A 23,785-nucleotide genomic window follows, 5' to 3' on the forward strand; every position below is an offset into this window, starting at 1 on the left:
CTGGAATGACGGGCAATAGCGAAACCATGGGACCCATCGCGATGCGCTCGACACTTCCGATACGCTACCTGCGTCCCTTCTCCGTGCTGCTCCTGCTCGCCCTGCTCGCCGCCTGCGCCCCGCTGCCGCCGCGCAATCCGCTGGCGACCTGGGTGCCCTCGCCGAACCACGACATCCGCCGGCCGGTGCTGATCGTGCTGCATTTCACCGACCAGCAATCGGTGCGGCAGAGCCTGGAAACCTTGCGCACGGCCAACAGTGGCGGTCCGGTCAGCGCGCACTACCTGATCGGCGCCGACGGGCATCTCTACCAGCTGGTGTCCGACCAGCTGCGCGCCTGGCATGCCGGCGGCGGGCGCTGGGGCACGATCACCGACCTCAACTCCGCCTCGATCGGCATCGAGCTGGACAACGACGGCCACAGCCCGTTCGCGCAAGCGCAGATCGACAGCCTGCTGCGCCTGCTCGCCGACCTCACCGAACGCCTGCAGATCCCGCGCGCGCAGATCATCGGCCACCAGGATCTCGCGCCTGCGCGCAAGAACGATCCCGGCCCGCTGTTTCCCTGGCAGCGACTGGCCGCCGCGGGCTTCGGCCGCTGGCCGCAAGGCGTGCTGGTCGATCCGCCCGCCGGCTTCGATCCGTGGATGGCGCTGGCCGTGGTGGGCTACCCGCTGGACGATCGCGCCGCCGCGGTGCGCGCGTTCCACAACCACTTCCGCGGCCTCGGCGGCGACGAACTCGATCCGCAGGACCTGCGCATCCTGTACAACCTCGCCCAGCAGATCGAGGCGACCGGCAACGGCGGTTGAGCGCCGCCTGCGCTATACCTGCAGGTGATCGTTCGGCCGCGCCACCAGCGCATACAACGCCGGCATCAGGTACATGCCGATCAGCAATCGCGACAGCATGCCGGCCACGATCACCAGCGCGAACGGACGCTGCGAATCGGTGCCGACGCCGCTGGCGATGGCTGCCGGCAACAGGCCGAGCGCAGCCACCAGCGCGGTCATGGTGATCGGACGCAGGCGCAGGATCGCCGCCTCGTGCACCGCCCTGGCGATGTCCATGCCGCCCAGGCGCAGCTCGTTGACGCAGGAAATGTAGACCACGCCGGTCAGCACCGACACGCCGAACAGCACGATGAAGCCGATCGCCGAGGACACCGAGAACGGCGTGCCGGTGAGCCACATCGCCACGATCGCACCGAACGGTGCGGACAGCAGCACGCCGGCCACGGTGATGAACGGGAACTTGAAATTGCCGTAGAGCACGAACAGCAGGCCGAAGATCAGCAGCAGGGTGAGCGGCAGGATCACGTTCATCTGTGCGCGCGAGGCGGTGTACTCCTTGTACTCGCCGCCCCACTCCAGCCGATAGCCGTGCGGCAGCTTCACGTCGCGGCCGACCCGGGCGATCGCTTCGTTCACCGCACCGGCCAGGTCGCGTCCGCTCACCGAGAACTGCACGCCGATGTAGCGTGAACCGTTCTCGCGATAGATGAAGGAGGCGCCGTTGGCGATGCTGATGTCGGCCAGCTCCTTCAGCGGAATCTGCTGGCCGCCGGGCGTGGCTACCGGGATCTCGCCGATCTGCTGCGGGTTGTCGCGGTATTGCGGCTGCAGCCGCACCAGCAGGTCGAACTGCTTTTCGCCCTGCGCCACCTCGGTGGCCACGTCACCGCCGATCGCCGCCTCGATCAGCTTGTTGATGTCCTCGACGTTGATCCCGTAGCGCGCGATCTTGGCGCGATCGATTTTTATCGACAGGTTCGGCTGCCCCAGCTCGTGGACCAGGGTCAGGTCGGTGATGCCGCGCACCTTTTCCATCGCCTGCTTGATTGCCTTGCCCTTGGCCTGCAGCACGTGCAGGTCCGGGCCGTAGATCTTCACCGCGAGCGAGCTTTTCAGGCCGGTCTCGGCCTCGTCCACCGCATCCTCGGCCGGCTGGGTGTAGTTGAACTGGATGCCCGGAAACACCTGCAGCTTCCTGTCGATCGCCGCGATCAGGTCGGCCTTGCTGCGGTACTTGCCGTCCCACTGCGAGTACGGTTTCAGGCCGACGAAGAACTCGTCGTTGAAGAAGCCGGTCGAATCGGTGCCGTCGTCCGGGCGACCCAGCTCGGAGCCGACCGTGGTGACCTCGGGGAAGGAGCGCAGGATGCGCCGGATCTGCGGCGAGATCTTCGAGGCCTCGTCGAAGGAGATGGTGTACGGCATGGTGGCGCGCACCCACAGCGAGCCTTCGTCCAGGTGCGGCATGAACTCGGCGCCGATGCCGCGCATCATCACCAGCGCGATCACCAGCAGCAGCAGGGAGGCCCCGGTCACGCGCCACGCGTGCTGCTGCAGGCGCTCCAGTCCGCGCACGTAGCACGCCTTGAACCTGTCGTAGATAGCGTTGCGCCGCTCGCGCACGCCACGGCGCATGAACAGTGCGCACAGCACCGGCAGCAGGGTCAGCGTGACCAGCAGCGAGCCGACCAGGGCGAAGATCATGGTGTCCGCCATCGGCTTGAACAGCGTGCCGGAAGGCCCGGTCAGCACGTAGATCGGCAGGAAGCTGGCCACGATCACCGCCACCGCGTAGACCAGCGGGCGGTCCACTTCCGAGGCGGCGCCCTGGATGACTTCCCTGATGTTGAACTCGCTGCCCTGCCGCGCGGCCAGCTCGCGGAAGATGTTCTCGACCATGAAGATCGCGCCATCGACCAGGATGCCGAAATCCACCGCGCCGATCGACAGCAGGTTGGCCGAGGCGCCCTTCAGGTCCAGGCACACGAAGGCGAACAGCAGCGCCAGCGGGATCGTGACCGCCACGATCAGCCCCGCGCGCACGTCGTAGAGGAAGAAGATCAGCACCGCGATCACCAGCGCCATGCCCAGCAGCAGGTTGTGCATCACCACCGCCTTGGTCTGGCCGATCAGGTCGGTGAGGTCGTAGAAGGGGTGGATCTTCACGTCGTCGGGCAGCACGTCGCGGTTGAGCTCCTGCGTCTTCGCCTCGACCCGCTGCAACACGTTCTCGGTCTTCGAGCCGGTCAGCGCCAGCACCACGCCCTCCACCGCGTCGTCCTGGTCCATGTAGCCGAACTCGCCCAGCCGCGGCGCGATGCCGACCTGCACGGTGCCCACGTTCTTCACCAGGATCGGCGTGCCGTCGTGCACCGCCAGCACCACGTCGCCGATGTCCTGTACGGTCTCGAGCCGGCCCAGCCCGCGCACGTAGAAGAACTGCCCACCCTGGGTGTAGAAGCCGCCGCCGGCGTTGCCGTTGTTGGCCGCCAGCGCGGCCTCGACCTGCGCCACCGACATGCCCAGCGCGGCGATCTTCACCGGATCGAGCAGCACCTGGTACTGCATGGTGCCGCCGCCGAAGCCGGAGTCGTCGGCCACGCCCGGCACCGAGCGGTACTGCGGCGCGACGACCCAGTCGTTCAGCGTCTTCAGCTCCATCGGCGAGCGGTCGGTGCTCTGCAACACGTAGCGGTACACCAGCCCCGAGGGCGGCGACATCGGCGACATCGACGAGGACACGCCGTCGGGCAGTTCGACATCCGGCAGGCGGTTGCGCACGCGCTGGCGCGCGAAATACGGATCGGTGCCGTCGGCGAAACCGAGCGTGACGTCGGACAGGCCGTACAGCGAGACCGAGCGCTTGGTCACCATGCCGGGGATGGCATTCATGCCCAGCTCCACCGGCACCGTGATCAGCCGCTCCACTTCCTCGGCCGAATGCCCCGGCCACTGCGTGACGATGTCGACCATCGGCGGCGACAGGTTCGGGTACGCATCCATCGGCAGGATGTTGTAGGACCACACGCCGGCCGCGGCCAGGCCCAGCGCCAACAGCACCATCAGCATGCGCTGCTGCAGCGCGAACGCGACGATGCGGTTGATCAGCGAGGTGGGGCGCGGCGGCAGCCCCTCGGGTGGGGTCTGCGCGCTCATTGGGTCTGCATGAAATGCAGGAAGATCGCGCCGTCCACCACGACCTTGTCGCCGGCGTGCAGGCCGTCGGGAATCTCGAAGGAATCGCCCACGCGTCCGCCCAGCGTGATCGTGCGCTGCGCGTAGCCGCCGTCGGCCGCCGCCACGTACACGAACGGCAGGTTCTCGTCATCGCGCAGCACCGCCGACGCCGGCAACAGCAAGCCCGTGCGCGCGTCGCCGGAGCGGATCTTCACGCGCACGTACATCTGGCGCTTGAGCACGCCGTCCGGGTTGTCGACCAGCACGCGGGCGCCGACGGAGCGCGTATCGGGATCGACCACGGCACCGACGTTGGTCACCTTGCCGGGCATCGCCGCGTCATCCCCGCCGACCTCGACGGTGGCCGCGTCGCCGTTCTTCACCGCCGCCAGGTCGTCGCCGAACAGCTGCGCCATCACCCACATTTTCGACGTGTCGGCGACGGTGAAGCAGGGCGTCGAACCGGCCGCCAGCAACTGGCCCGGCGCGATCGACTTCTCCACCACGGTGCCGGCAATGGGCGCGCGGATCACGCCCTGGCCATGCGCCACCGGCTTGCCTTCGCGTATCGCCGCGATGGTTTGCGGGTCGACATGCAGGGCCAGCAGCGCCTGCAACGCGGCGTCGCGATCGGCATCCGCCCCCGCCGCATCGGATTGCGCCTGCGCGTGCTCGCGCTGCGAGATCGCCTGGTGTGCGTACAGGTCACGATCGATCGCCGCCAACTGGTCGGCGGCATGCGCCGCGGCGAGCGCCTTGCGATACGCGCCGACGGCGGCGGCGAAGTCGGGCGAATCCACCCGCGCCAGCGGCTGCCCCGCCTTGACCTTGTCGCCCGGGTTCACCAGCACCTCGGTCACCGGGCCGGAGAACGGTGCCAGCACCTGGGTGGCGCGGTCGTGGTCGAAATCCACCACGCCGCTGGTTTCGATGCTGCGATGGAAGCTGCTGCGTTCGATGGTCAGCAGATGGATGTGCTGGCGCTGCGCAGCGGTCAGCGTCACGTTGTGCGGCGTGTCGGCGGCGGCCTGCGGCGCGGCCTTCGACGAGCAGGCGGCCAGCGTCGACGCGGCCAGCAGCACAAGCGCGGACAACAGGACGGGCGCGCGCCGGGTCGGCGCGGAGGATGGTCTATTTTTCATCGCTATCCCGGGTGGCAGCGGCATCGGTGGAGTGGGTGTCGGCGTCGTGCCACCAGCCGCCGCCCATGGCCTGGAACAGCGCGGCGGTGTCGACATAGCGGCTCGCCTGCGCCTGCACCAGCGCGATGCGCGCCTGCTGGTCGGCCTGCTCCGCACCAAGCAGCGACAGGTAGCTGGCGTAGCCGTCCTGGTACTGGCGCTGCGAGATTTCCAGCGCGAGTTTGGCCGCGTCCGCCGCCCTGGCCGCCGCCTGCAGGCCCTCGGCATCGTGCTGCAGCGCGGCCAGCGTGTCGGCCACGTTCTGGAACGCGGTCAGCACCGTGCCGCGATATTCCTCGGCCGCCTGCACGTAGGCCGCCTTGGCCGCGCGCTCCTGATGCAGCAGGCTGCCGCCCTGGAAGATCGGGGCGGCCAGATCCGCGCCCAGGCTCCAGAAGCCGGTGCCGCTCTTGAACAACTGCTTGATCGCCAGCGCGCTGCTGCCTGCATTTGCCGACAGCGTGATGTCGGGCAACCGGTTCGCGATGGCTACGCCGATCTGCGCGCTGGCCGCATGCAGGTTGGCCTCTGCCTGGCGAACGTCGGGGCGCTGCGCCACCAGGGTCGAGGGCAGGCTCAGGGGAAGCTGCTGCGGCAGATGCAGGCTGGCCAGGTCGAACGCCTGCGGCGCCGCCTCGCCGGGCAGTTCGCCGGCCAGCACGGCCAGCAGATGGTTCTGCTGGTCCAGCTGGTTCAGCAGCGGCGGCAGCGTGGCCTGCAACTGGGCCAGCTGGGATTCCTGCGCGGCGAGATCGAGCCGCCCCGCGTAGCCCTTGACGAGCTGGTAGCGCAGCAGCTCGACCATCTTCGCGTTGGTCGCGATCAGCTCGCGGGTCGCGGCGACCTGCGCGCGCAGCGAGGCTTGCTGCACTGCCGCCACCACCACGTTGGCGCTGAGCGTGATGCGCGTGGCAAGCATCTGGAACCGCACCGCCTGCTGCTGCGCCTTGAGCGATTCCACGTTGCGCCGGTTCAGGCCGAACACGTCCGGCACGTACGACACGCTGACCTGCGGCGTGAACAGGTTGTACAGGTACGCGTTGTTGCTGGGCACCGGCGCCAGCGCGCCGGGCGGGTCCTGTTCGCGGCTGGCCGAGAAGCCGGCGCTGACGCTTGGCGCGTACGCACCGCGTCCGGCGCGGGTGTTCTCGCGCGCCACCGCCAGTGCGGCCTGTGCGGCCTTGAGATCGGGGTTGTGCGCCAGCGCCTGTGCGATCAGCGCGTCGAGCGCGGCCGAATGGAACAGCGTCCACCACTGCGCGGGAATGTCGCCGCCGGAAACGAAACGCTGGGGCTGCCCGCCGGCGACATTCGCACCGGGGGTGCGCTCCGGCAGCGGCCCGGCGGCCACGCCGGCAACATCCGGTGCCGCCGGCTTCCGGAAATCCGGCCCCACCGCGCAGCCGCCGATCGCCAGCACCGCGACGACCGCCAGCAGCGACCCGCCTGCCCGTCTGATCATCGCGGCCGTCATCGCGACGGTGCCAGCAGACAATCGGACCGCGGGTTTTTCATGCGTGCGCGTCTTGAGGAATAGATCGGAACGCAACGATATAACGTACCAAGCCGACGCGAAAGCCTGCAAGAAATTGCGTTTGCGCAGCCCGTCCTGCGGGAAGTCGCATCGGGAGGGCGCGACACTCGCCCCTCCCGATGCGGATCAAGCCATGCAGATCAAACCCACGCGCCACGCGGTGCCCGGGAAGTCGGGCACGCCGGCGCGCGCGCCGCCCTAGAAGCGCAGCGCCACCCCCAGGTTGACGGAACGGCCATAGCGGTAATAGCCCTGCGACAGCAGCGGGTTGCCGTTGATGCTGTAGGTCTGCGCCTTGTCCAGCAGGTTCTGGCCGTCCAGGCTGACGCTGATCATGTCGTTGAACTTGTAGGAGACGTGCGCGGTGACCCAGGTGATCGCGTCGGCCTGCTCGTTGTAGCCGGTACCCAGCACGTTGATCGCGGTGACGAAGCCGTTGGTGCGGTCGGCGTTGGCGCCCACCGACCACTTGCCCTTCTCGTACATCACGCCCAGCGAATAGGTCGCCGGGGCGATGCCTTCGAGCGGCCGCTGCTCGCCGTCCACCCAGCTCGTGGACAGGTTGCGCGTGTACTGCGCACGCACGCCGAAACCGTTGTTCCAGAAGTGCTGCAGGCTCATCTCCATGCCCTTCACCCTGGCGTGGTCGCCATTGATCGGGCGCATGATGTTGAACAGGTAACCCGGCACGCCGATGTCCTGGCCGGTTTCCCAACTGGTGGTGATCTGGTTGGTGATGCGCTTGTAGAACACCGCCAGGCTGGCGACGGAGTGCTCGGCGAAATACCACTCCAGCGACAGGTCGCCCTGCGCGGCGCTGTACGGCTTGAGGTCCGCGTTGCCGCCGTAGACCTGGGTGAACTCGCCCCACGACACGCTTTCGGTGGTGTTGGTCGGCGCCAGCTGGTTCACTGCCGGACGCGCCATGGTCTTGGCCGCGCCGGCGCGCAACTGCAACTGGTCGGTGAAATGCCAGGTGAAGTTGGCCGAGGGCAGCAGATAGCTGTAATGGGCGTCCTGGACGACCGGCGTCGGCGCGTCGTATTGGGCGGTGTAGTTGAAAGGCCCGTTCTCGGTGATGCTCAGGATCTTGGCGTCCCAGGCCTGGGCGCGGGTATCGGTCTGCACCAGGCGCACGCCGACGTCGCCTTCCCAGCGATCCCCGGACATGTCCGCCTGCACGTAGAACGCGTTGGTCTTCTCGCTGACGCGGTAGCTCTGCAGCGGGTTCCATTGCGGGCCGGCCAGCGCGTAGTCGTACGGCGTGCCGTCCGGGCGGAGATTGCCGTTGTAGGCCTGCAGCCGGGCCAGGTAGTTGGGCACGTCGAAGGCCAGGAAGCTGCGCGGGAAGCTGCTGCCCACGCCGGACATGAAGTGCGGCAGGTGGAAGGAGTGCGAGATCACGTTGCCGCCGAGGTCGGCCACGTTGATGGCGTTGTCTTCGGAGTAGTAGTCCGCGCCGCCGTTGAGGGTGTTGTTGACCAGGTCGCGCGACTTCTCCCGCTCGGTGCGGGTCACGCCGAAGCGCAGGTTGTCCACGCCCCACTTGCCGACGAACAGCTTGCCGGCCACGGTGCCGCCGGTGATCTCGTCGCGGATGTTGTCGCCGCTCAGCTCCATGTAGTGCGTGTTGAAGTCCGAATCGCTGAACTGGCCGCTGGCGAGGCCCGAGATGAGGTCGCGGCCGTCATCGAACTTGACGTCGACGTTGGGCACCGCATACGGGCCGAGGGTGATGCGGGCCGTGTTGGGCTGGTTCATGCGCAGCACGACGTAGGTATCCTGGCCGCCGGAGCGGCGCTCCGAGGTGGAGCGGTACAGGTCGCCGGTCAGGGTCAGGTCGTCGGTGGCCTTCCACTCGCCGTTGATGCCGTACAGCGCGGTATCGACGACGCGGTACTGGGTCTGGTTCAGCAGTTCCGGATTGAGCCGCAGCTCCGGGTCCGGGTTGTCCATGGTGAAACCGGTGACGATGCCGTTCTGCACGGTGATGTCGGACCAGCGCCCCGGCGCGAACAGCGGGTAGTAGGACTGCTGGAAGGACACCTGCGGCGAATCCAGGCGCGTCTTCAACCCATCCACCACGATGCGCACCCGGTCGTTCGGACGCCACTCGATCTTGCCGGAATAGGCGCTGCGCTTCTTGTCCTCCAGGATCGAGCCGACCCGGAACTGGCCGGGGGCGATCAATCCGTAATCTTCCGGGTCCAGTTCGCCGTTGCCGTTGAGGTCGATGTTGCCGCCCCAGGCGTTGCCGTACCAGTTGGGATCGTTGGGGTCGGGGTTGCGCGTCCAGCCGCCGTCGTTGCCGGCGACGTCGGTGCGATCCTTGCGCTTGGCCTTGACCACGCCCAGCAGCACGCCGACGGTGTCGTTGGCGAAGGTGTTGCTGTAGGCGGCCGAAAACTTGTGTCCGTTGAGTTCGGACATCTGGTTGCGGTCGCCCTCCAGGCGCACGATGCCGTGCTGTCCCGGCCGGTCGAACGGGCTGGCCGAACGCAGGTTGATCAGGCCGCCGATGGCCCCTTCGGTCAGCGAGGCCTGCGCGCCCTTGATCACGTCGGCACCGCTGATCACGTCGGCGGGCAGGACGTCGAAGGCAAAGTCGCGACCGGCGCCATCAGTCGCCAGGATGCGGCCGTTGAATGTGGTCAGCGTGAACTCCGGGCCGAGGCCGCGCACGCTGACCTTCTGTCCCTCGCCGCCGGCCGTGCGCGAGATGGCAACGCCGGTAATGTGGCTGAGCGAGTCGGCCACGTTGTCGTCGGGGAACATGCCCAGTTCGAGCGCACTGATCGAATCCTGCACGGTGCCGGCATCGCGCTTGAGTTCGGTCGAGCGCGCCATGCTGCCCCGCTCGCCGGTGACCACCACGGTGGCCAGCTCGGTGGCGGCGCGCGGCGTGCCCTGGTCGACCGGGACCGCCTGCGGACTCTGCGTCGTGGCGGCGCTGGCAGGCGCTGTCTGGGAGAACGCCGCCGCCGGTATCAGTAGCGCCAGGGCGACGGCACAAGACAGTGTGTTTCGGTGAAAGGATGCGGCGTTCAAAGGCTCTCTCCTGGGGGCGCGATGGCGGACCTTACATCTAAACAACGAAACCGAGCCTATATCATGTTTCGTTTCGTATCAATAGCGAAATACAACGAAATGCGGCATAATTTCGCCACCCGTCGGAACTCCCAAATGGCCGCTACTCGCGATACCAGTCAACGACGCCTCCAGATCAGCGAACTCGTCCGCCAGCAAGGAAGCGTCCAGGTCAGCAGGCTCGCCGACCGCTTCGGCGTGAGCGCGCAGACCGTGCGCAAGGATCTGCGCTACCTGGCCGAGCGCGGCGTGATGGCGCGCGCCTACGGCGGCGCGATCGACAGCGGCGTGATCGGCAACGGCAGCCCCGCCGAACCCAATTACGAAGCGAAGATCACCAGCTACCTGGCCGAGAAGCGCCGCATCGGCGTGCGCGCCGCGACCCTGATCAAGCCCGGCGACACCGTTGCCATCGACTCGGGCACCACGGCCATCCAGCTGGCCAAGGCGTTGCCGGACATCGACATCACCGTGGTCACCAACGACTACGGCGTGCTGACCGCGCTGGCATCCAAGCCGAGCATCAACCTCGTCATGCTCGGCGGCGAACTGCGCCGGCGCAACATGGCGTTCTACGGCGGGCTGACGGTCGAGGCGCTGGACGCGCTGCACGTGGACAAGCTGTTCCTCGGCGTGGACGGTTTCGACCTGGAGCGCGGCATCACCACCCATTACGAGCCCGAGGCCCTGCTCAACCGCAAGATGGTGGAGGCCGCACGCGTGGTCATTTCCATCACCGACAGTTCGAAGTTCGGCAAAGTCTGCCTGCACCGCATCATCCCCGTCACCGCGTTGAACGTGTTGATCACGGACACCGGCGCACCCGAGGACATCATCCAGGCCAGCCACCAGCTCGGTTTCGAGTTGTTGCTGGCCTGAGAGCAGGGATTCGGGATTCGCAAAAGCGTGAGAGCGCCGCCGCCGCAGGGGCCCGCTCGCCGGCGATGCTCCTGACGCTCCCGCAAATCCCCAATCCCCCATTCACTGCCCCGAGCTTGTCGAAGGGCCCTATCCCGGCTCAAAGGCATCGCCCGCAGGCGGGCTCCTACGTGCCCGGCCTGACGAACACGCGCATCGCATTGCCGTAGTAGATCTTGTCGATCACCGCGCGCGGCAGCGCCAGGCCCGGCACGTCGGCGTGGATCATGTCCACGTGCTGCGTCTCGCCGGTGGCCAGGTAGCGCCAGTCGGAGCTCCACGCCGCGTGCGCCTCGCGGCGGAACTCGGCGGGGTCGGCATCGAGGCCGTAGGTCAAGTCGGTGCCGTACATCACCCGATCCTGGTAGCGGATGAAGAAGTTGCGCACCTTCTCGCGGTCGCGCACCGACTGGTATTGCACCTGGCTCATGCGCGCGGCCATGTCCACGGTGGCATCGGGAAAACGGTCGAGGAAGGCGGCGATGCGGTCGACGTCATACTCCAGGCTGGCCAGATGCGCGCCGACGAAGCGCAGCTTCGGGTGCGCGGCCACGAAGCGGTCGCGCACCGCCATCAGATCCTCGTAGCGCGGCATCTCCGGATGCAGGTGCATGTAGTACTCCGGATGCTTGCTGAAGTACTCGCGGTCGTTGTCGGTGGTCATCTGGTCCAGCGGCAACCAGCAGTTGCGCGGCTCGCCCTGGTGGTCGATCAGGGCCACGCCGAGCGCGCGCACCTGCTCGGCCACGGGCGCCAGGCCCGGATCGTCGAGCATGATCAGTTTGCCGTCGGCGCTCCGCTCCGCGAGGCCCACGTTTTTCCAGATCTTCACTGCCAGGGCGCCCGCCGCCACGTCGCGGGCAAGTTTCGCGTCGACGCGTTCGGTCCAGCCCGGCGTGCCGAACCCCTTCATCGAGAAGGTGGTGGCCCAGTGGAAATGCGCCGGGTCCCTTGCCGCCAGGGCCACGGCGGCCGCGTGCTGCCGCGCGATGCTCGGGAAGTCGGGGTAGTCGACGTTGATCGACAGCAACTCGAAACCGTCCGCGCGCGCCTGTTCGAGGAATGCCGGATCGGGCGTGTTGGCGTGGACGTGGGCGTCGAACTTGCGCACCTGGCTGAAGTCGGCCATCGAATAACTTTCCGCGGCATGCCGGCTCGCCGTCGAGCAGGCGCTGGAAAGGGCTGCCGCGATGGCCAACAGGGCAAGGACGGCGGGACGGAAGATCGTGTTCATCGGTCCACCTCGGCAATATAACGAAACATTTTCGAACCATACCGAAACGAAACGCTTGCATCAAGAGCAACGGCTGACGCAGAATCGGGACGACGTCTCAAGAGGAATTCGCCATGCGCCCGATCGGACGACGCACTGTATTGAAGCTCGTGGCCGGCAGCGTGGCCGGTGGCGCGGCGTGGCTCATGCTGCCGAAGGCGCTGGCGGCATCCCGGCCTGGCTATCCCGGTGCCGGCCGCACCGATGGCGGCACCGGCGCCACCGCCGGCGATGCAGTACTGGCGATCGCCTTCGATCACCGCCTGCACACGCGCCTGGTGGTCCGCGGCAAGCCGCTCACGCCGTGGCAACCCAGCGAGAGCCTGCTGTTGGCCGATGGCGCGGTCGACGACTTCGCCATCACCAGCCACCGGGAACAACCGATCGCCGACGCGCGTCACGGCAGCGGTCACCAGTCGATCGTCACCGGCCGTTCCGGCAACCTGGAAAAGGAAGTCGCGCTGACCTTCTTCGACGGTCTTCCCGGCTTCGCCGTGCTGCAGACGCGCTACCGCAACCTGGGCAGCACCGCCGTGCAGGTCGCCGGCTGGCGCAATGCCGCGCATGAACTGGCCGAGGCGCCCGGCGGTTTCTGGAGCTTCTCCGGCACCACCCACACCGATCGTCGCGACTGGGTGCAGCCGATGGCTGCCGGGTTCGACCAGCGCAACACGCTGGGGATGGATTCGTCCGACTACGGCGGCGGCACGCCGGTGGCCAACATCTGGCGCCGCGACGTCGGCCTGGCGGTCGGTCATGTGGAGCCGGTGGTGCGTCCGCTGGATCTGCCGGTGCGCAAGACCGACCGCGGCGCGCACATCGCGGTCGAATCGCTGCAGGCCTCCGCCCTGGCGCCGGGCCAGGCCCTGGTCACCGAACGCACTTTTCTGGCGGTGCACACCGGCGATCATTTCGCGCCGCTGCTGCAGTACCGGCAATACATGCAGGCCGAGGGCCTGGAGGCGCCGCGGGCTCCGGAATCGGCCTTTGCGCCGGTGTGGTGCGCGTGGGGCTACGGCCGCGACTTCACCGTCAAGCAGATCCTGGACACGCTCCCGAAAGCGCGCCAGCTGGGCTTCGGTTGGGTGGTGATGGACGACGGCTGGCAGACCAACGAAGGCGACTGGCGCATCGACAGGCGCAAGTTCCCGCGCGGCGATGCCGACATGCGCGACTTCACCGCCAAGGTGCGCAGCCAGGGCATGCACCCGCGCCTGTGGATCGCGCCGCTGGCCGCCGACCCGGGCAGCGACGTGCTGCACGACCATCCCGACATGCTGCTGCTGGACCAGGACGGCGGGTTCCAGAAGGTGACCTGGTGGAACGCGCTCACTCAGTGCCCGGCCTACCAGCCCACCGTCGACTTCTACGTGGCCTTGGTGAAGAAGGTCATCGGCGACTGGGGCTTCGAGGGCATCAAGTTCGACGGCCAGCACCTCAACGCCGTGGCGCCCTGCTACAACCCCGCGCACAAGCATGCGCATCCGGGCGATTCGGTCGAAGGCCTGGCCACGTTCTGGCAGGCCATCCACCGGGCGGCGCACGAGGCCAACCCGCAGGCGGTGGTCGAGCTGTGCCCCTGCGGCACGGCTTTCGATTTCCACAACCTGCCGGCCACCGACCAGTACCCGGCGTCCGACCCGACCTCTTCGTGGCAGGTGCGCAGCAAGGGCAAGAGCATGAAGGCGCTGATGGGCTCGCGCAGCAGCTATGCGGGCGACCACGTGGAACTGTCCGATCGCGGCGACGACTTCGCCTCCACCGTCGGCATCGGCGCGATTCCCTCCACCAAGTTCACCTGGCCGAAAGACACCGAGCATCCCTCCGAGCCGCTGCCGCCGGGCGGCCTGGTGCTCAACGCGGAGAAGGAGGCGCTGTGGCGCAAGTGGGTGGCCTTGTACAAACAGCACATGCTGCCCAAGGGCGAATACCTGGGCACGCTGTACGACATCGGCTTCGACAAGCCCGAGGCGCACGCCATCGCCAAGGACGGGGCGATGTATTACGCCTTCTACGCCGACCGGTTCAACGGCAAGGTGCCCTTGCGCGGCCTGGGCGCCGGACGCTACAAGGTGCGCGACCTGTTCAATGAAGTCGACCTTGGCGAGGTGGATGCCAGCGGGGCGAACCTGCCGGTGGCGTTCAAGCACTTCGTGTTGCTGCAGGCCACGCCGCTGGGGACGCCGGCATGAGCCTGGCAGCCAGCGCGGTCGCCGCGCCACGCCGTCGCCCCTGGCTGGTCTTCGCCGTCACCACCGTCGCGCTGTGGGGTGTGTGGGGCGCGCTGTCGCCGCTGTCGGCCGAGCACGGTTTCCCCGAAACGCTGGTGTATTGCGTGTGGGCGCTGACCATGATCCCGCCGGCGCTGTACATCCTGTGGCGCAGCGGCTGGGCGCTGGAGCATTCACCGCGCGCGATCGCCTACGGCATGGCCATCGGCCTGCTGGGCGCCGGCGGGCAGATGCTGCTGTTCCACACGCTGACCATCGGGCCGGCGTATTTCGTGTTTCCGATCATCTCGCTGTCGCCGGTGGTGACGATCGCCCTGTCCTTTGCGTTCCTGCGCGAGCGCACCGGCTGGAGCGGCGCGCTGGGCATCGTGCTGGCGCTGGTGGCATTGCCGATGCTGGACCTGTCGTTCGGCCGCGGCGCCGGCGGCGGACTGGGCTGGTTCCTGCAATCGCTGCTGATCATGCTGGCCTGGGGCGTGCAGGCTTACTTCATGCGCCTGGCCAACCACACCGTGCGCGCCGAGAGCATCTTCTTCTACATGATGCTGGGCGGCCTGCTGCTGGCGCCGGTGGCGCTGGCGATGACCGACTGGTCGCAGCCGATCAACACCGGCATCGACGGCCCGTGGATGACCGCCGCGATCCAGTTGCTCAACGCCATCGGCGCGCTGACCCTGGTCTACGCCTTCCGCCACGGCAAGGCGATCGTGGTGGCGCCGCTGACCAATGCCGGCGCCCCGCTGGTGACCGCCGCGCTGGCGCTGGTGTTCGCCAGCATCGTGCCGGGCCCGCTGAAAATGATCGGCCTGGTGCTGGCCCTGATTGCCTCGTTGCTGTTGGCACTCGAACCCGAGGCCGTGGCCGAAGCCGAGGGCGATCCCGACGTTTCCACCCCCTCCCCCGAATGGACTCCGTCCCCATGCACGTCCTCTCCGAGCTCATCGCCCGTCACAAGCAGGGACACGCCGGTGGCGTGACCTCGATCTGTTCCGCGCATCCCCTCGTGATCGAAGCCGGCCTGCGCCACGCGCAACGCACGGGACAGGCATTCGTGCTGTTCGAGGCCACCTGCAACCAGGTCAACCAGGACGGCGGCTACACCGGGATGAAGCCGGCCGATTTCGTCGCCTTCGTGCATGCGATCGCCGACCGCGTCGGCTTCGACCGCGCGCGCATCGCGCTGGGTGGCGATCACCTGGGGCCCAACCCGTGGACGTCGCTGGACGCGGACGCGGCGATGGACAAGGCCGAGGTGATGGTGGCCGCGTACGTGGCCGCCGGCTTCCGCAAGATCCACCTGGACTGCTCGATGGCCTGCCGCGGCGATCCCGAGCCGTTGCCGGAGGCGGAGATCGTGCGCCGTGCGGTACGCCTGTGCCGGGCCGCCGAGGTCGCTCACGCGCAGGCCGGCGGCGAGGCGCCGGTGTACGTGATCGGCACCGAGGTACCGGTGCCCGGCGGTGCCACCGAGGCCATCGAAGGCCTCGCCGTGACCACGCCGCAAGCCGCGCTGGCCACGATCGAGGCGCATCGCCAGGCCTTCGCCGCCGCGGGGCTGGACGCCGCATGGCAACGCGTGATCGCCTCCGTGGTGCAACCGGGCGTGGAGTTCGATCACCACGACGTGGCGGATTACGACCCGTCGAAAGCGCGCGAACTGAGCCACGCCATCACCGGCGTGCCGGGCATGGTGTTCGAGGCGCACTCGACCGACTACCAGACCCGCGACGCGCTGGCGGCGCTGGTACGCGATCATTTCGCCATCCTCAAGGTCGGCCCCGGCCTGACCTTCGCCCTGCGCGAGGCGCTGTGGGCGCTGGACGCGATCGAGCAGGAGTGGATCGGGGATGCGCGTCGGGCACGCCTGCGCGAGGTAACCCTGGCGCGCATGCGCGAGCAGCCCGGTTACTGGCGACGCTACTACCACGGCGAGGGCCACGCGCTGACCATCGACCTGCAATACAGCCTCAGCGACCGCATCCGCTATTACTGGCCGGACCCGGTGATCGAGCAGGCCTGCCAGCGCCTGTTCGACAACCTGCGCGCGACCCCGCCGCCGCTGCCGCTGATCAGCCAGTTCCTGCCGCACGCGCTGCGCGCGCTGCGCACCGGCGGCGCGACCAACGACCCGCTCTCCCTGACCATGGCACACATCAGTGCCGCACTCGACGACTACCACCATGCCTGCCATGACCATGACATCCACTGAGTACCTGGGCGCGTCCGAGTCCGAGCTGACCGCCGCGGGCGCGCTCTGCACCGCACGCGAGATCGAGCAGCAGCCACGGATGCTGCAGCGGACCCACGCGCTGGTGGCCGGGCTGCACGCGCAGATCCGGGCATTTGCCGGCCCGCTGATCGACGACCCTGCCGCGCGGGTGATCCTGACCGGCGCCGGCAGCTCGTCCTATATCGGCCAGTGCGTGGCGCCGCTGCTGGACCGCCGGCTGGCCGCCCGCGTGGACGCGGTGCCGACCACCGACATCGTGTGCGCCCCGCGCTTGTATCTGGAGCCGGAACAGCCACTGCTGCTGGTCTCCTTCGGCCGTTCCGGCAACAGCCCCGAAAGCCTGGCCGCGGTGGAACTCGCCGAGTCCCTGGTGCGCGACGTGCGCCACCTGGCGATCATCTGCAATGCCGACGGTGCGCTGGGCAAGGCGCCGGTTGCCCGTTCGATGACCCTGCTGCTGCCGGCCGAGACGCACGACGCCGGCTTCGCCATGACTTCCAGCTTCAGCTGCATGATGTACGCGGCCATGGCCGCGTTGTTGCCAACCGGCAGCATGGACGCGCGCATCGACGCCATTGCCGAGGCCACCGCGCGGGTCATCGCCGGATCGCTGCCGGCACTGAACGAGCTGGCGCGCGGCCAGTACGACCGCGTCGCCTACCTTGGCAGCGGCGTCTTGCAGGGGCTGGCCCGCGAGGCGGCGCTGAAGCTCGGCGAGCTCACCAATGGCGCGGTGGCGACCTGCTTCGAGTCGCCGCTGGGTTTCCGCCACGGGCCCAAGACCTTCGTCACCGAACACGCCCTGGTGATGGTGTTCGTGTCCAACGACCCGCTGACCCGCCGCTACGACCTCGACCTGGTGGACGAGCTGCGTCGTGACGGCCGCGCGGCGCGCATCATCGAGGTGAACGCCCAGCCGCGCGCTGCCGCGGGTGCCGACGGCATCACGGTGCCGGCGATGGCCGATGCCGCCGATGCGGATCTGCTGTGGCCGTACCTCGCCATCGCGCAGATCCACGCCTTCCTCCGTTCGCGCGCCATCGGCGTGACGCCCGACAATCCCAACCCCGCGGGCCTGGTGAACCGCGTCGTGCAGGGCGTGCGCCTGTACGCTCTGAGCGCATGAATCGGATGACTTACCTGGGCGTGGACGGCGGCGGAACGAAAACGCGTTTCGCCCTGATCGACGCTGACGGCCGACTGCTCGGCGAAGCGGAGCTCGGCACGACCTACCATCCCCATGTCGGGCTGGACGGCGTGCGTGCCATCCTGGCCGAGGGCGTGACCGCGGTGCTGGGCACCGCCGGCCGGACCCTGGCCGACATCGGCCATGCCTTCTTCGGGCTGCCCGCCTACGGCGAGGACAGCCGCGCCACCGCGCTGTTGCAAACGTGCCCCGCGGCGATCCTCGGCCACGACCGCTACACCTGCGACAACGACATGGTGTGCGGCTGGGCCGGCTCGCTGGGCTGCGCCGACGGCATCAACATCGTCGCCGGCACCGGTTCGATCGGCTACGGCCAACGCCAGGGCCTCGCGGCTCGCGCGGGCGGCTGGGGCGAGGCGTTCTCCGATGAAGGCTCGGCCTACTGGATCGCCATGCGCGGACTCAACGCCTACTCGCGCATGAGCGACGGTCGCCTGCCCCGCGGCCCGCTGCACGCGATCCTCAACGCGCACTTCCAGCTCGACAACGACCTGGACATCTGCGCCCATGTCTACGGCGGCAACTCCTACGCCCGCGGCGACCTGGCGCAGCTCTCGCGCCAGGTGGCCGAGGCGGCACGGGCCGGCGACGGCGTGGCCGCCACCATCTTCCGCGATGCCGGCCACGAGCTGGCCGGCATCTGCGACGCACTGCGACGGGCCCTGCACTTCGAAGCCGGCGAAACCGTACCGGTGTCCCATTCCGGCGGCGCCTTCAATGCCGACGAACTGCTGCTGGCACCGCTGCGCGAGGCGCTTGCCGCCGCAAGCACGGATTTCGACCTGCGGCCGCCGTTGCACGCGCCGCATTACGGCGCCGCGCTCTACGCGGCCCGGCTCGCCGGCCACCCGGTGCAGGCGGCAACGCGGGCTGCCGTCGCCCCCTGAGCGAGACTGTCCGGTTCGCCGCGGACTTTTGCCGGGACCGCCCTACAAGCCTTTCGCCGCCTGCGCCACCGCGCGGAACAACGCGCGGCCCTTGTTCATCGTCTCCTCCCACTCGGCGGCGGGGTCGGAGTCGAACACGATGCCTGCGCCGGCCTGCACGTGCAGGCGGCCGCCGTGGATCACCGCGGTGCGGATCGCGATGGCGGTGTCGGCGTCGCCCCACCAGCCGATCCAGCCGATCGCGCCGCCGTAGATGTTGCGCTTGTGCGGTTCCAGCTCCTGGATGATCTCCAGCGCGCGCACCTTCGGCGCGCCGGAAAGCGTGCCGGCCGGGAAGGTCGCCTTGAGCACGTCCATGTAGCTCAGGCCTTCGCGCACCGTACCCTGCACCTGCGAGACGATGTGCATCACGTGCGAGTAGCGCTCGATCGCGAACGAGTCGCCCACTTCCACGCTGCCGGTCTCGCTGATGCGACCGAGATCGTTGCGGCCGAGGTCGATCAGCATCACGTGCTCGGCGCGCTCCTTCGGATCGGCCAGCAACTCCGCTTCCAGCGCGCGGTCCTCTTCCTCCGTGGCGCCGCGCTTGCGCGTGCCGGCGAGCGGGCGCACCACCACCTTGCCGCCCTTCAACCGCGCCAGGATCTCCGGCGAGGAACCCACGATCTGGGTGTCGCCGAGATCGACGAAGTACATGTAGGGCGAGGGATTCATCGCGCGCAGCGCGCGGTACACGTCCACCGGCCGCGCGTTGAAGCGCACGGAAAGGCGCTGTGACGGCACCACCTGGAAGATGTCGCCGGCGCGGATGTATTCCTTCGCGCGCTCGACCATCGCCTCGAACTCGTCCCTGGTGAACGAGGACTTGAAGTCGCTTTCGTCCAGCGCGACCGACTGGGTCAGCTGCGGATACGAGGCGCCGCCCTGGCGCAGCCGATGGACCAGCGCATCGAGCCGCCGCTGCGCCTGCGCGTAGGCGTGCGGCTGCGACGGATCGGCGTGCACGATCAGGTACAGCCGGCCCTTGAGGTTGTCGAATACCGCCACCTCCTCGGCCAGCATCAGCAGCACGTCGGGCGTGCCCAGCTCGTCGAGGCGGTCCCACTGCGCCAGCCGCGGCTCGATGTAGCCGATCGTCTCGAAACCGAAGTAGCCGACCAGGCCGCCGGAGAATGCGGGCAGCTGCGGCAACTGCGGCACGTCGTACTGCGCGCGCAGCTTCTCGATCTCCGCCAGCGGATCGTCGAGATGGCGGCGCTCGGTGATCTCGCCGGAATCCTCCACTTCCAGCTCATGCCCGCGCAGGCGGAACACCCGCTTCGCCGGCAGGCCGATGATCGAATAACGCCCCCAGGTGGCGCCGCCCTCGACCGACTCGAACAGGAAGGTATACGGACCGTCGGCGAGCTTCAGGTACACCGACAGCGGCGTGTCGAGGTCGGAGAACACCTCGCGCACCAGCGGGATGCGCGTGTGACCGCGGGCGGCCAGCGCGTCGAATTCGTTTCGGCTGATGGGGTCGGGAGAGCTCACGGGTCGCGGTTCCGGGTGGTCACGAAGGGGAAACGAGCATTGTAGGCCAAGCGCAGGCGCCGCCGCGGCGCGCTTGATACGCTGGTGGCGGCGGTCTACTCTCGACGGTCGGGCTACAGGGGACCGTGCGTGGATCAGTATTGCGTCGTAGTGTGCGGCTTGCGGGCCGGTGCGTCGGACGAGGCGTCGACGTGGGCGCCGGTGGCGGCCGCGCTGAGGATGGAGCACGACGAATTTTCCCGGCGCGTGGTCGCCGCGCTGCCGCGGATCGTGCGCCAGCAACTGGACCGCTCCAGCGCCGAGCGCATCGCGCAGTTGCTGCAAGGCCTGCACGTCGATGCCCGCGCGCTCCCCGGCGACGAAGAACTGGCGTACATCGACCGCGACGGCAGCAGCCGCGGGCCGTTGCCGCGGTCGGCGCTGGACGCGTTCATCGCGCCGGGCGAGTCGTATCGGCTGCACGGCAGCCTGGCATGGCAGATCTGGCCGGAGCCGCTGGAGTACGAGTCCTCGCCCCCGCCCGCACAGGCATTCGACGAGGTGATGGCCGCGCCCGTCGACGAAGCCTTCGCCGCGGCGCCCATCGAGCCGCTCGACGATGAACCGCCTGCGCCCGCGGCCGTGAGCGCGTCGCCCGGCCTGCCGCCGCCATTGCCCACCGCGTCGTCGCCCGCGGCCGTCGAGCCGCCGGTGCCTGGCGACGAGCTGGCGACAGACGATGCCCTGATCAATCCGTCGTCGGACGAGCCCGTCGGCGAAGCCGACGTCGCCGCCCCGCCAGCCGAGACCACAAGCCACCCGCCACGACGCTCGCGGCTGGGTCGCATGTTGCTGCTGCTGGCACTCGTCGGCGTGGCCGCGTGGGCTTATCTGAATTGGGGCGCCGATACGCACGTCGACGATTCCCCGCCGGCGGCAGCGGTCGGCCATGCGCAGCCGGCGAACAGCACCACCGCGGCAGCGGCAGCGGCAGCGGCAGCGGCGACTTCGGCCGCGGCAGCGCCCGCCATGGCCGCGTCCACCCCGACGGCAAGCGCCAGTTCGACGCCCGCGGCGGCGACGTCGGTCCCGGCCTCCGGCGGCACGGCGGCCTTGCCTGCGGCGGCCGCGACCACGGCGGCACCGGCAGCGGCATCCAGCGCGGCGCCCGCTGCATCGGCCAGCGCCGTGCCGGCGCATGCGGCCAGCGCGATGGCCACGCCCACCACGCCCGCGGCGGCGGGCTCGTCAGCTCGGAGCTGAAGCTCAGGCGGTTTCGGTCACCGGCTCCACTGCCGGCGCGGCATCCGCCGCCATGTCTGCCGACGCCTCCGCACCACCGGCGAGCGCGAGCAAGGCCTGGTTCTCGCGCATCACCTCGCGCAAGGCCAGCAGCGCACGCACGTTGCGTTCCAGCTCGGCGATCGAGATCGGGAAGAAACCGTCGTCGCGGTCGCTGACCACCCAGCTGCGCGCACGCGCCAGGTCGACCGGGATCTGCGCGGCATGCAACGCCTCGACCACATCCGCGGGACGCAACTCGGCCAGCTCGCACACCAGTCGCCACAGCCAGTTCATGCGTTGCGGATCGGTGGCACGCAACAGCGGCGGGCGGCGATAGGGTTGCCGGCTGAGGTTGGGGACATCCATGGCGACATTTCCGCGGGAAGCCGAGATGTCCGGATAGCGGCACACGGCGGCGAAGCTTTAACCGCCCAGCCGCTGCCGCGGCATGCCGCGCAGGGTGAGGGTGAACGCCACGCCGCTGCCGTCGTCGAGATTGCGCGCGCTGACGCTGCCGCCATGGCGCTCGGCGACCAGGCGCACCACGTACAAGCCCAGGCCCAGGTGCGGCGCCTCGCCGGGCACCGCCTTGTCGCGCAGGCTGACCAGCGAGTCGAACAAGCGGCCCTGCATCGCCGCGGGCAACGGCGGGCCCTGGTTGGCCAGCTCGATCTCGGCGCCACCGTCGAGCGCACGCAGGCTCAGCCGCAGCCAGCCCTGCGCGGGGGTGAACGAGAGGGCGTTGTCGAACAGCTTGTCCAGCGCCTGCGCGATCAGTTCCGGCGCGCCGTGCAGCGGCAGCGGCGCATCCGGCAGGCGGCAATCGAGCCGGCGCGTGCCGACCAGCGGGCGGTAGCCGTCGGCGCAGCCGCGCACCACGTCGCGCAGGTCGACATCCTCGGGCTCGGCCGCTTCGATCGAGCGCTCCATCCGGCTCGACTCGCTCATCGCCCGCACCAATGCGCCCAGCCGCGCCACCCCGTCGCGGGCGCGTTCCAGGTAGGGCTTGGCCGGCTCCGGCAGCGCGGCGTGCTGCTGCAGCGCGTGTTCCAGGTTGTCCAGCGAGGACTTCACGATCGCCAGCGGCGTGTTCAACTCGTGCGACAGCTTCGAGGCGAGCGTGCGCAGGTAATCGGTGTAGTTGCCCACGGCCACGAACAGCTTCTCGAAGCTGCGGGCGAGATCGCCGATCTCGTCCGGCGCGTCGATCATCGGGAAGCGGTCCGGATTCAATTGGCCGTCCAGACGTCCATCGTTGCGCTGCGCCCGCTCGACGGCATTGCGCAGCCGCGCCAGGCGCAGGCTGAGCCGGGTGGCGAACGCCAGCAGGATGCCGCCGGCCAGCAGCAGCACGACGAAGCTGGTCAGCAGCACGCCGAACAGCGCGCGGTTGGCCAGCAGCGGCACGGTGCGACTGGACTGCTCCAGCAGCAGCACGCCCTCGACCTTGCCGGCCCGCTCGATCGGCACCGCCGCGGCGAGCACCACGCTGCCGCGCTCCTCGCCGTGGCGCCAGCGGCTGATTGCATGGCCGGCACGTGCCTGCTCCACCTCGCGGGTATCCAGCCGCGGCACGTCCTGCGCCCACAGGTTGGCGTCGTCCAGGCGAGTGGCAAGCAGCGAGCGATAGACCAGCGAGGCGAACCAGCCCGGGTCGCGCTCGGCCGCGCTGCTGCCATGCAGGCGGCCGCTGCGCGCCAGCAGCCAGCCGGCCGGTGACAGCACGCGCGCTTGCACACCCGTAGGCACCAGCTGCGCCAGCTCGCCGGACAGCACCGCCGAGTAGCGGCGCAATGGGCGCGACTCGACGGCCTGCCGATCGCCGCCGCTGCTGGCGTCATAGGCGCCGATACCCAGGCGGCTCGGCGCCGGTTGCCTCGGCAGGCGCAGCTCGACCTGGTAGCCGCTGCCGTCCTCCTGCCAGCTCGCGCCGAGCTGATCGGGCAGGCCGGGCACCGGCGGGTCCAGCGGCAACGCCTGCAGCGGCCCCGGTGCCGCGCTGGCCAGCAGGTAGCGCCGCTGGCCGGCGGCGTTGCCGAGGGCGAGAATCAGATGGTCGGCCAGCAGCGCGTTCGCGTCTTCGGCATCGGCGCGGGTGCGGTGGGTGTCGGCCACCTGCGCATGCAGGTAGAAGCCGTCCGCATCCTCGGCCAGCAACAGCTGTCCGCGTCGCGCGAACGGCTGGCTCCATGGCGTCAGCGGTGCCCAGTCGTCGCCGTAGCCGTCGACGGTGATCGGCGTGGGCGCCTCCTGCACGTACCAGCTCGGGCCGTCGGCCGGCGGCAACGCACGGGTCACCACCAGGCTGCGCGCCACCACCTGCGCCGAGGCCACCAGGGCCTGGGCCTGGCCGTCGCGCAGCAACGACTCCATCTGGCGCACGTCGAACCAGCCGGCCACCGGCAGCGCCAGCGTGCACAGTGCCACCAGCAGCAGCTTGCGACGCAGGCTCATGCCGCCCCGGTCCGTC

At 69.1% G+C, this 23,785-nt stretch carries 16 protein-coding genes; 8 read left to right on the top strand and 8 right to left on the bottom strand.

The window, feature by feature from the left end:
- The first annotated feature begins 41 nt into the window (after nt 1-41).
- Complete coding sequence (locus ACVCMB_RS09340; protein ID WP_395120176.1) at nt 42-812, top strand: N-acetylmuramoyl-L-alanine amidase; 771 nt, start codon at nt 42-44, stop codon at nt 810-812.
- A 12-nt stretch (nt 813-824) separates the two neighbouring features.
- On the opposite strand, the gene ACVCMB_RS09345 is transcribed toward ACVCMB_RS09340, so the two are convergent.
- The 4 genes from ACVCMB_RS09345 to ACVCMB_RS09360 all read right to left on the bottom strand — a co-directional run bounded on the left by ACVCMB_RS09345 (nt 825) and on the right by ACVCMB_RS09360 (nt 9,734).
- On the bottom strand, nt 825-3,950 hold the full coding sequence (locus ACVCMB_RS09345) for an efflux RND transporter permease subunit (RefSeq protein ID WP_447106760.1): 3,126 nt from the start codon (nt 3,948-3,950) through the stop codon (nt 825-827).
- Nucleotides 3,947-5,113 (bottom strand): efflux RND transporter periplasmic adaptor subunit, encoded by a 1,167-nt coding sequence (locus ACVCMB_RS09350; protein WP_447106761.1) that lies wholly within the window; start codon nt 5,111-5,113, stop codon nt 3,947-3,949. The genes ACVCMB_RS09345 and ACVCMB_RS09350 overlap by 4 nt, the downstream gene beginning before the upstream one ends.
- The gene (locus ACVCMB_RS09355) at nt 5,103-6,614 is read right to left on the bottom strand and encodes an efflux transporter outer membrane subunit (protein ID WP_447106762.1); all 1,512 of its coding nucleotides are present in this window, start codon (nt 6,612-6,614) and stop codon (nt 5,103-5,105) included. The genes ACVCMB_RS09350 and ACVCMB_RS09355 overlap by 11 nt, the downstream gene beginning before the upstream one ends.
- 270 nt (nt 6,615-6,884) lie before the next feature.
- On the bottom strand, nt 6,885-9,734 hold the full coding sequence (locus ACVCMB_RS09360) for a TonB-dependent receptor (protein ID WP_447106763.1): 2,850 nt from the start codon (nt 9,732-9,734) through the stop codon (nt 6,885-6,887).
- A gap of 135 nt (nt 9,735-9,869) precedes the next feature.
- On the opposite strand from ACVCMB_RS09360, the gene ACVCMB_RS09365 reads away from it, so the two are divergent.
- Complete coding sequence (locus ACVCMB_RS09365; protein WP_395120184.1) at nt 9,870-10,652, top strand: DeoR/GlpR family DNA-binding transcription regulator; 783 nt, start codon at nt 9,870-9,872, stop codon at nt 10,650-10,652.
- A gap of 166 nt (nt 10,653-10,818) precedes the next feature.
- Here the strand turns inward: ACVCMB_RS09365 and ACVCMB_RS09370 are convergent, their stop codons facing one another.
- Nucleotides 10,819-11,925: an amidohydrolase family protein gene (locus ACVCMB_RS09370; RefSeq protein WP_447106764.1), complete on the bottom strand. Its 1,107-nt coding sequence runs from the start codon at nt 11,923-11,925 to the stop codon at nt 10,819-10,821.
- Nucleotides 11,926-12,038: 113 nt separating this feature from the next.
- Here ACVCMB_RS09370 and ACVCMB_RS09375 point away from each other — a divergent pair, with 113 nt between their 5' ends.
- Genes ACVCMB_RS09375 through ACVCMB_RS09395 form a run of 5 tightly spaced genes read left to right on the top strand, consistent with a single transcriptional unit; the run spans nt 12,039 to nt 18,519 of the window.
- Nucleotides 12,039-14,156, top strand: a complete 2,118-nt coding sequence (locus ACVCMB_RS09375) for a glycoside hydrolase family 36 protein (RefSeq protein WP_447106765.1) — start codon at nt 12,039-12,041, stop codon at nt 14,154-14,156.
- Nucleotides 14,153-15,172 carry an EamA family transporter gene (locus tag ACVCMB_RS09380; protein ID WP_447106766.1) on the top strand — a complete coding sequence of 340 codons (1,020 nt, stop codon included), beginning with the start codon at nt 14,153-14,155 and terminating at the stop codon, nt 15,170-15,172. The genes ACVCMB_RS09375 and ACVCMB_RS09380 overlap by 4 nt, the downstream gene beginning before the upstream one ends.
- Nucleotides 15,115-16,404: a D-tagatose-bisphosphate aldolase, class II, non-catalytic subunit gene (locus ACVCMB_RS09385; RefSeq protein WP_447106767.1), complete on the top strand. Its 1,290-nt coding sequence runs from the start codon at nt 15,115-15,117 to the stop codon at nt 16,402-16,404. The genes ACVCMB_RS09380 and ACVCMB_RS09385 overlap by 58 nt, the downstream gene beginning before the upstream one ends.
- The gene (locus tag ACVCMB_RS09390; RefSeq protein WP_447106768.1) at nt 16,391-17,551 is read left to right on the top strand and encodes an SIS domain-containing protein; all 1,161 of its coding nucleotides are present in this window, start codon (nt 16,391-16,393) and stop codon (nt 17,549-17,551) included. Before ACVCMB_RS09385 ends, ACVCMB_RS09390 begins: the two co-directional genes overlap by 14 nt.
- Nucleotides 17,548-18,519, top strand: coding sequence for an N-acetylglucosamine kinase (locus tag ACVCMB_RS09395; protein ID WP_447106769.1), 972 nt, complete (start codon nt 17,548-17,550; stop codon nt 18,517-18,519). The genes ACVCMB_RS09390 and ACVCMB_RS09395 overlap by 4 nt, the downstream gene beginning before the upstream one ends.
- A gap of 42 nt (nt 18,520-18,561) precedes the next feature.
- On the opposite strand, the gene trpE is transcribed toward ACVCMB_RS09395, so the two are convergent.
- Nucleotides 18,562-20,052 (bottom strand): anthranilate synthase component I, encoded by a 1,491-nt coding sequence (gene trpE, locus ACVCMB_RS09400; protein ID WP_447106770.1) that lies wholly within the window; start codon nt 20,050-20,052, stop codon nt 18,562-18,564.
- Between the two features lie 129 nt (nt 20,053-20,181).
- Here trpE and ACVCMB_RS09405 point away from each other — a divergent pair, with 129 nt between their 5' ends.
- The gene (locus ACVCMB_RS09405; protein WP_447106771.1) at nt 20,182-21,294 is read left to right on the top strand and encodes a hypothetical protein; all 1,113 of its coding nucleotides are present in this window, start codon (nt 20,182-20,184) and stop codon (nt 21,292-21,294) included.
- 3 nt (nt 21,295-21,297) lie between these two features.
- Here ACVCMB_RS09405 and ACVCMB_RS09410 read toward each other — a convergent pair whose 3' ends face one another.
- Together ACVCMB_RS09410 and ACVCMB_RS09415 are read right to left on the bottom strand one after the other, a co-directional pair.
- A complete protein-coding gene (locus ACVCMB_RS09410; RefSeq protein WP_447098055.1) occupies nt 21,298-21,681 on the bottom strand; it encodes a hypothetical protein in 384 nt (127 codons plus the stop codon).
- A gap of 57 nt (nt 21,682-21,738) precedes the next feature.
- A complete protein-coding gene (locus ACVCMB_RS09415) occupies nt 21,739-23,769 on the bottom strand; it encodes an ATP-binding protein (protein WP_447106772.1) in 2,031 nt (676 codons plus the stop codon).
- Nucleotides 23,770-23,785: the final 16 nt, after the last annotated feature.

Source organism: Rhodanobacter sp. UC4443_H10 (assembly GCF_052978325.1).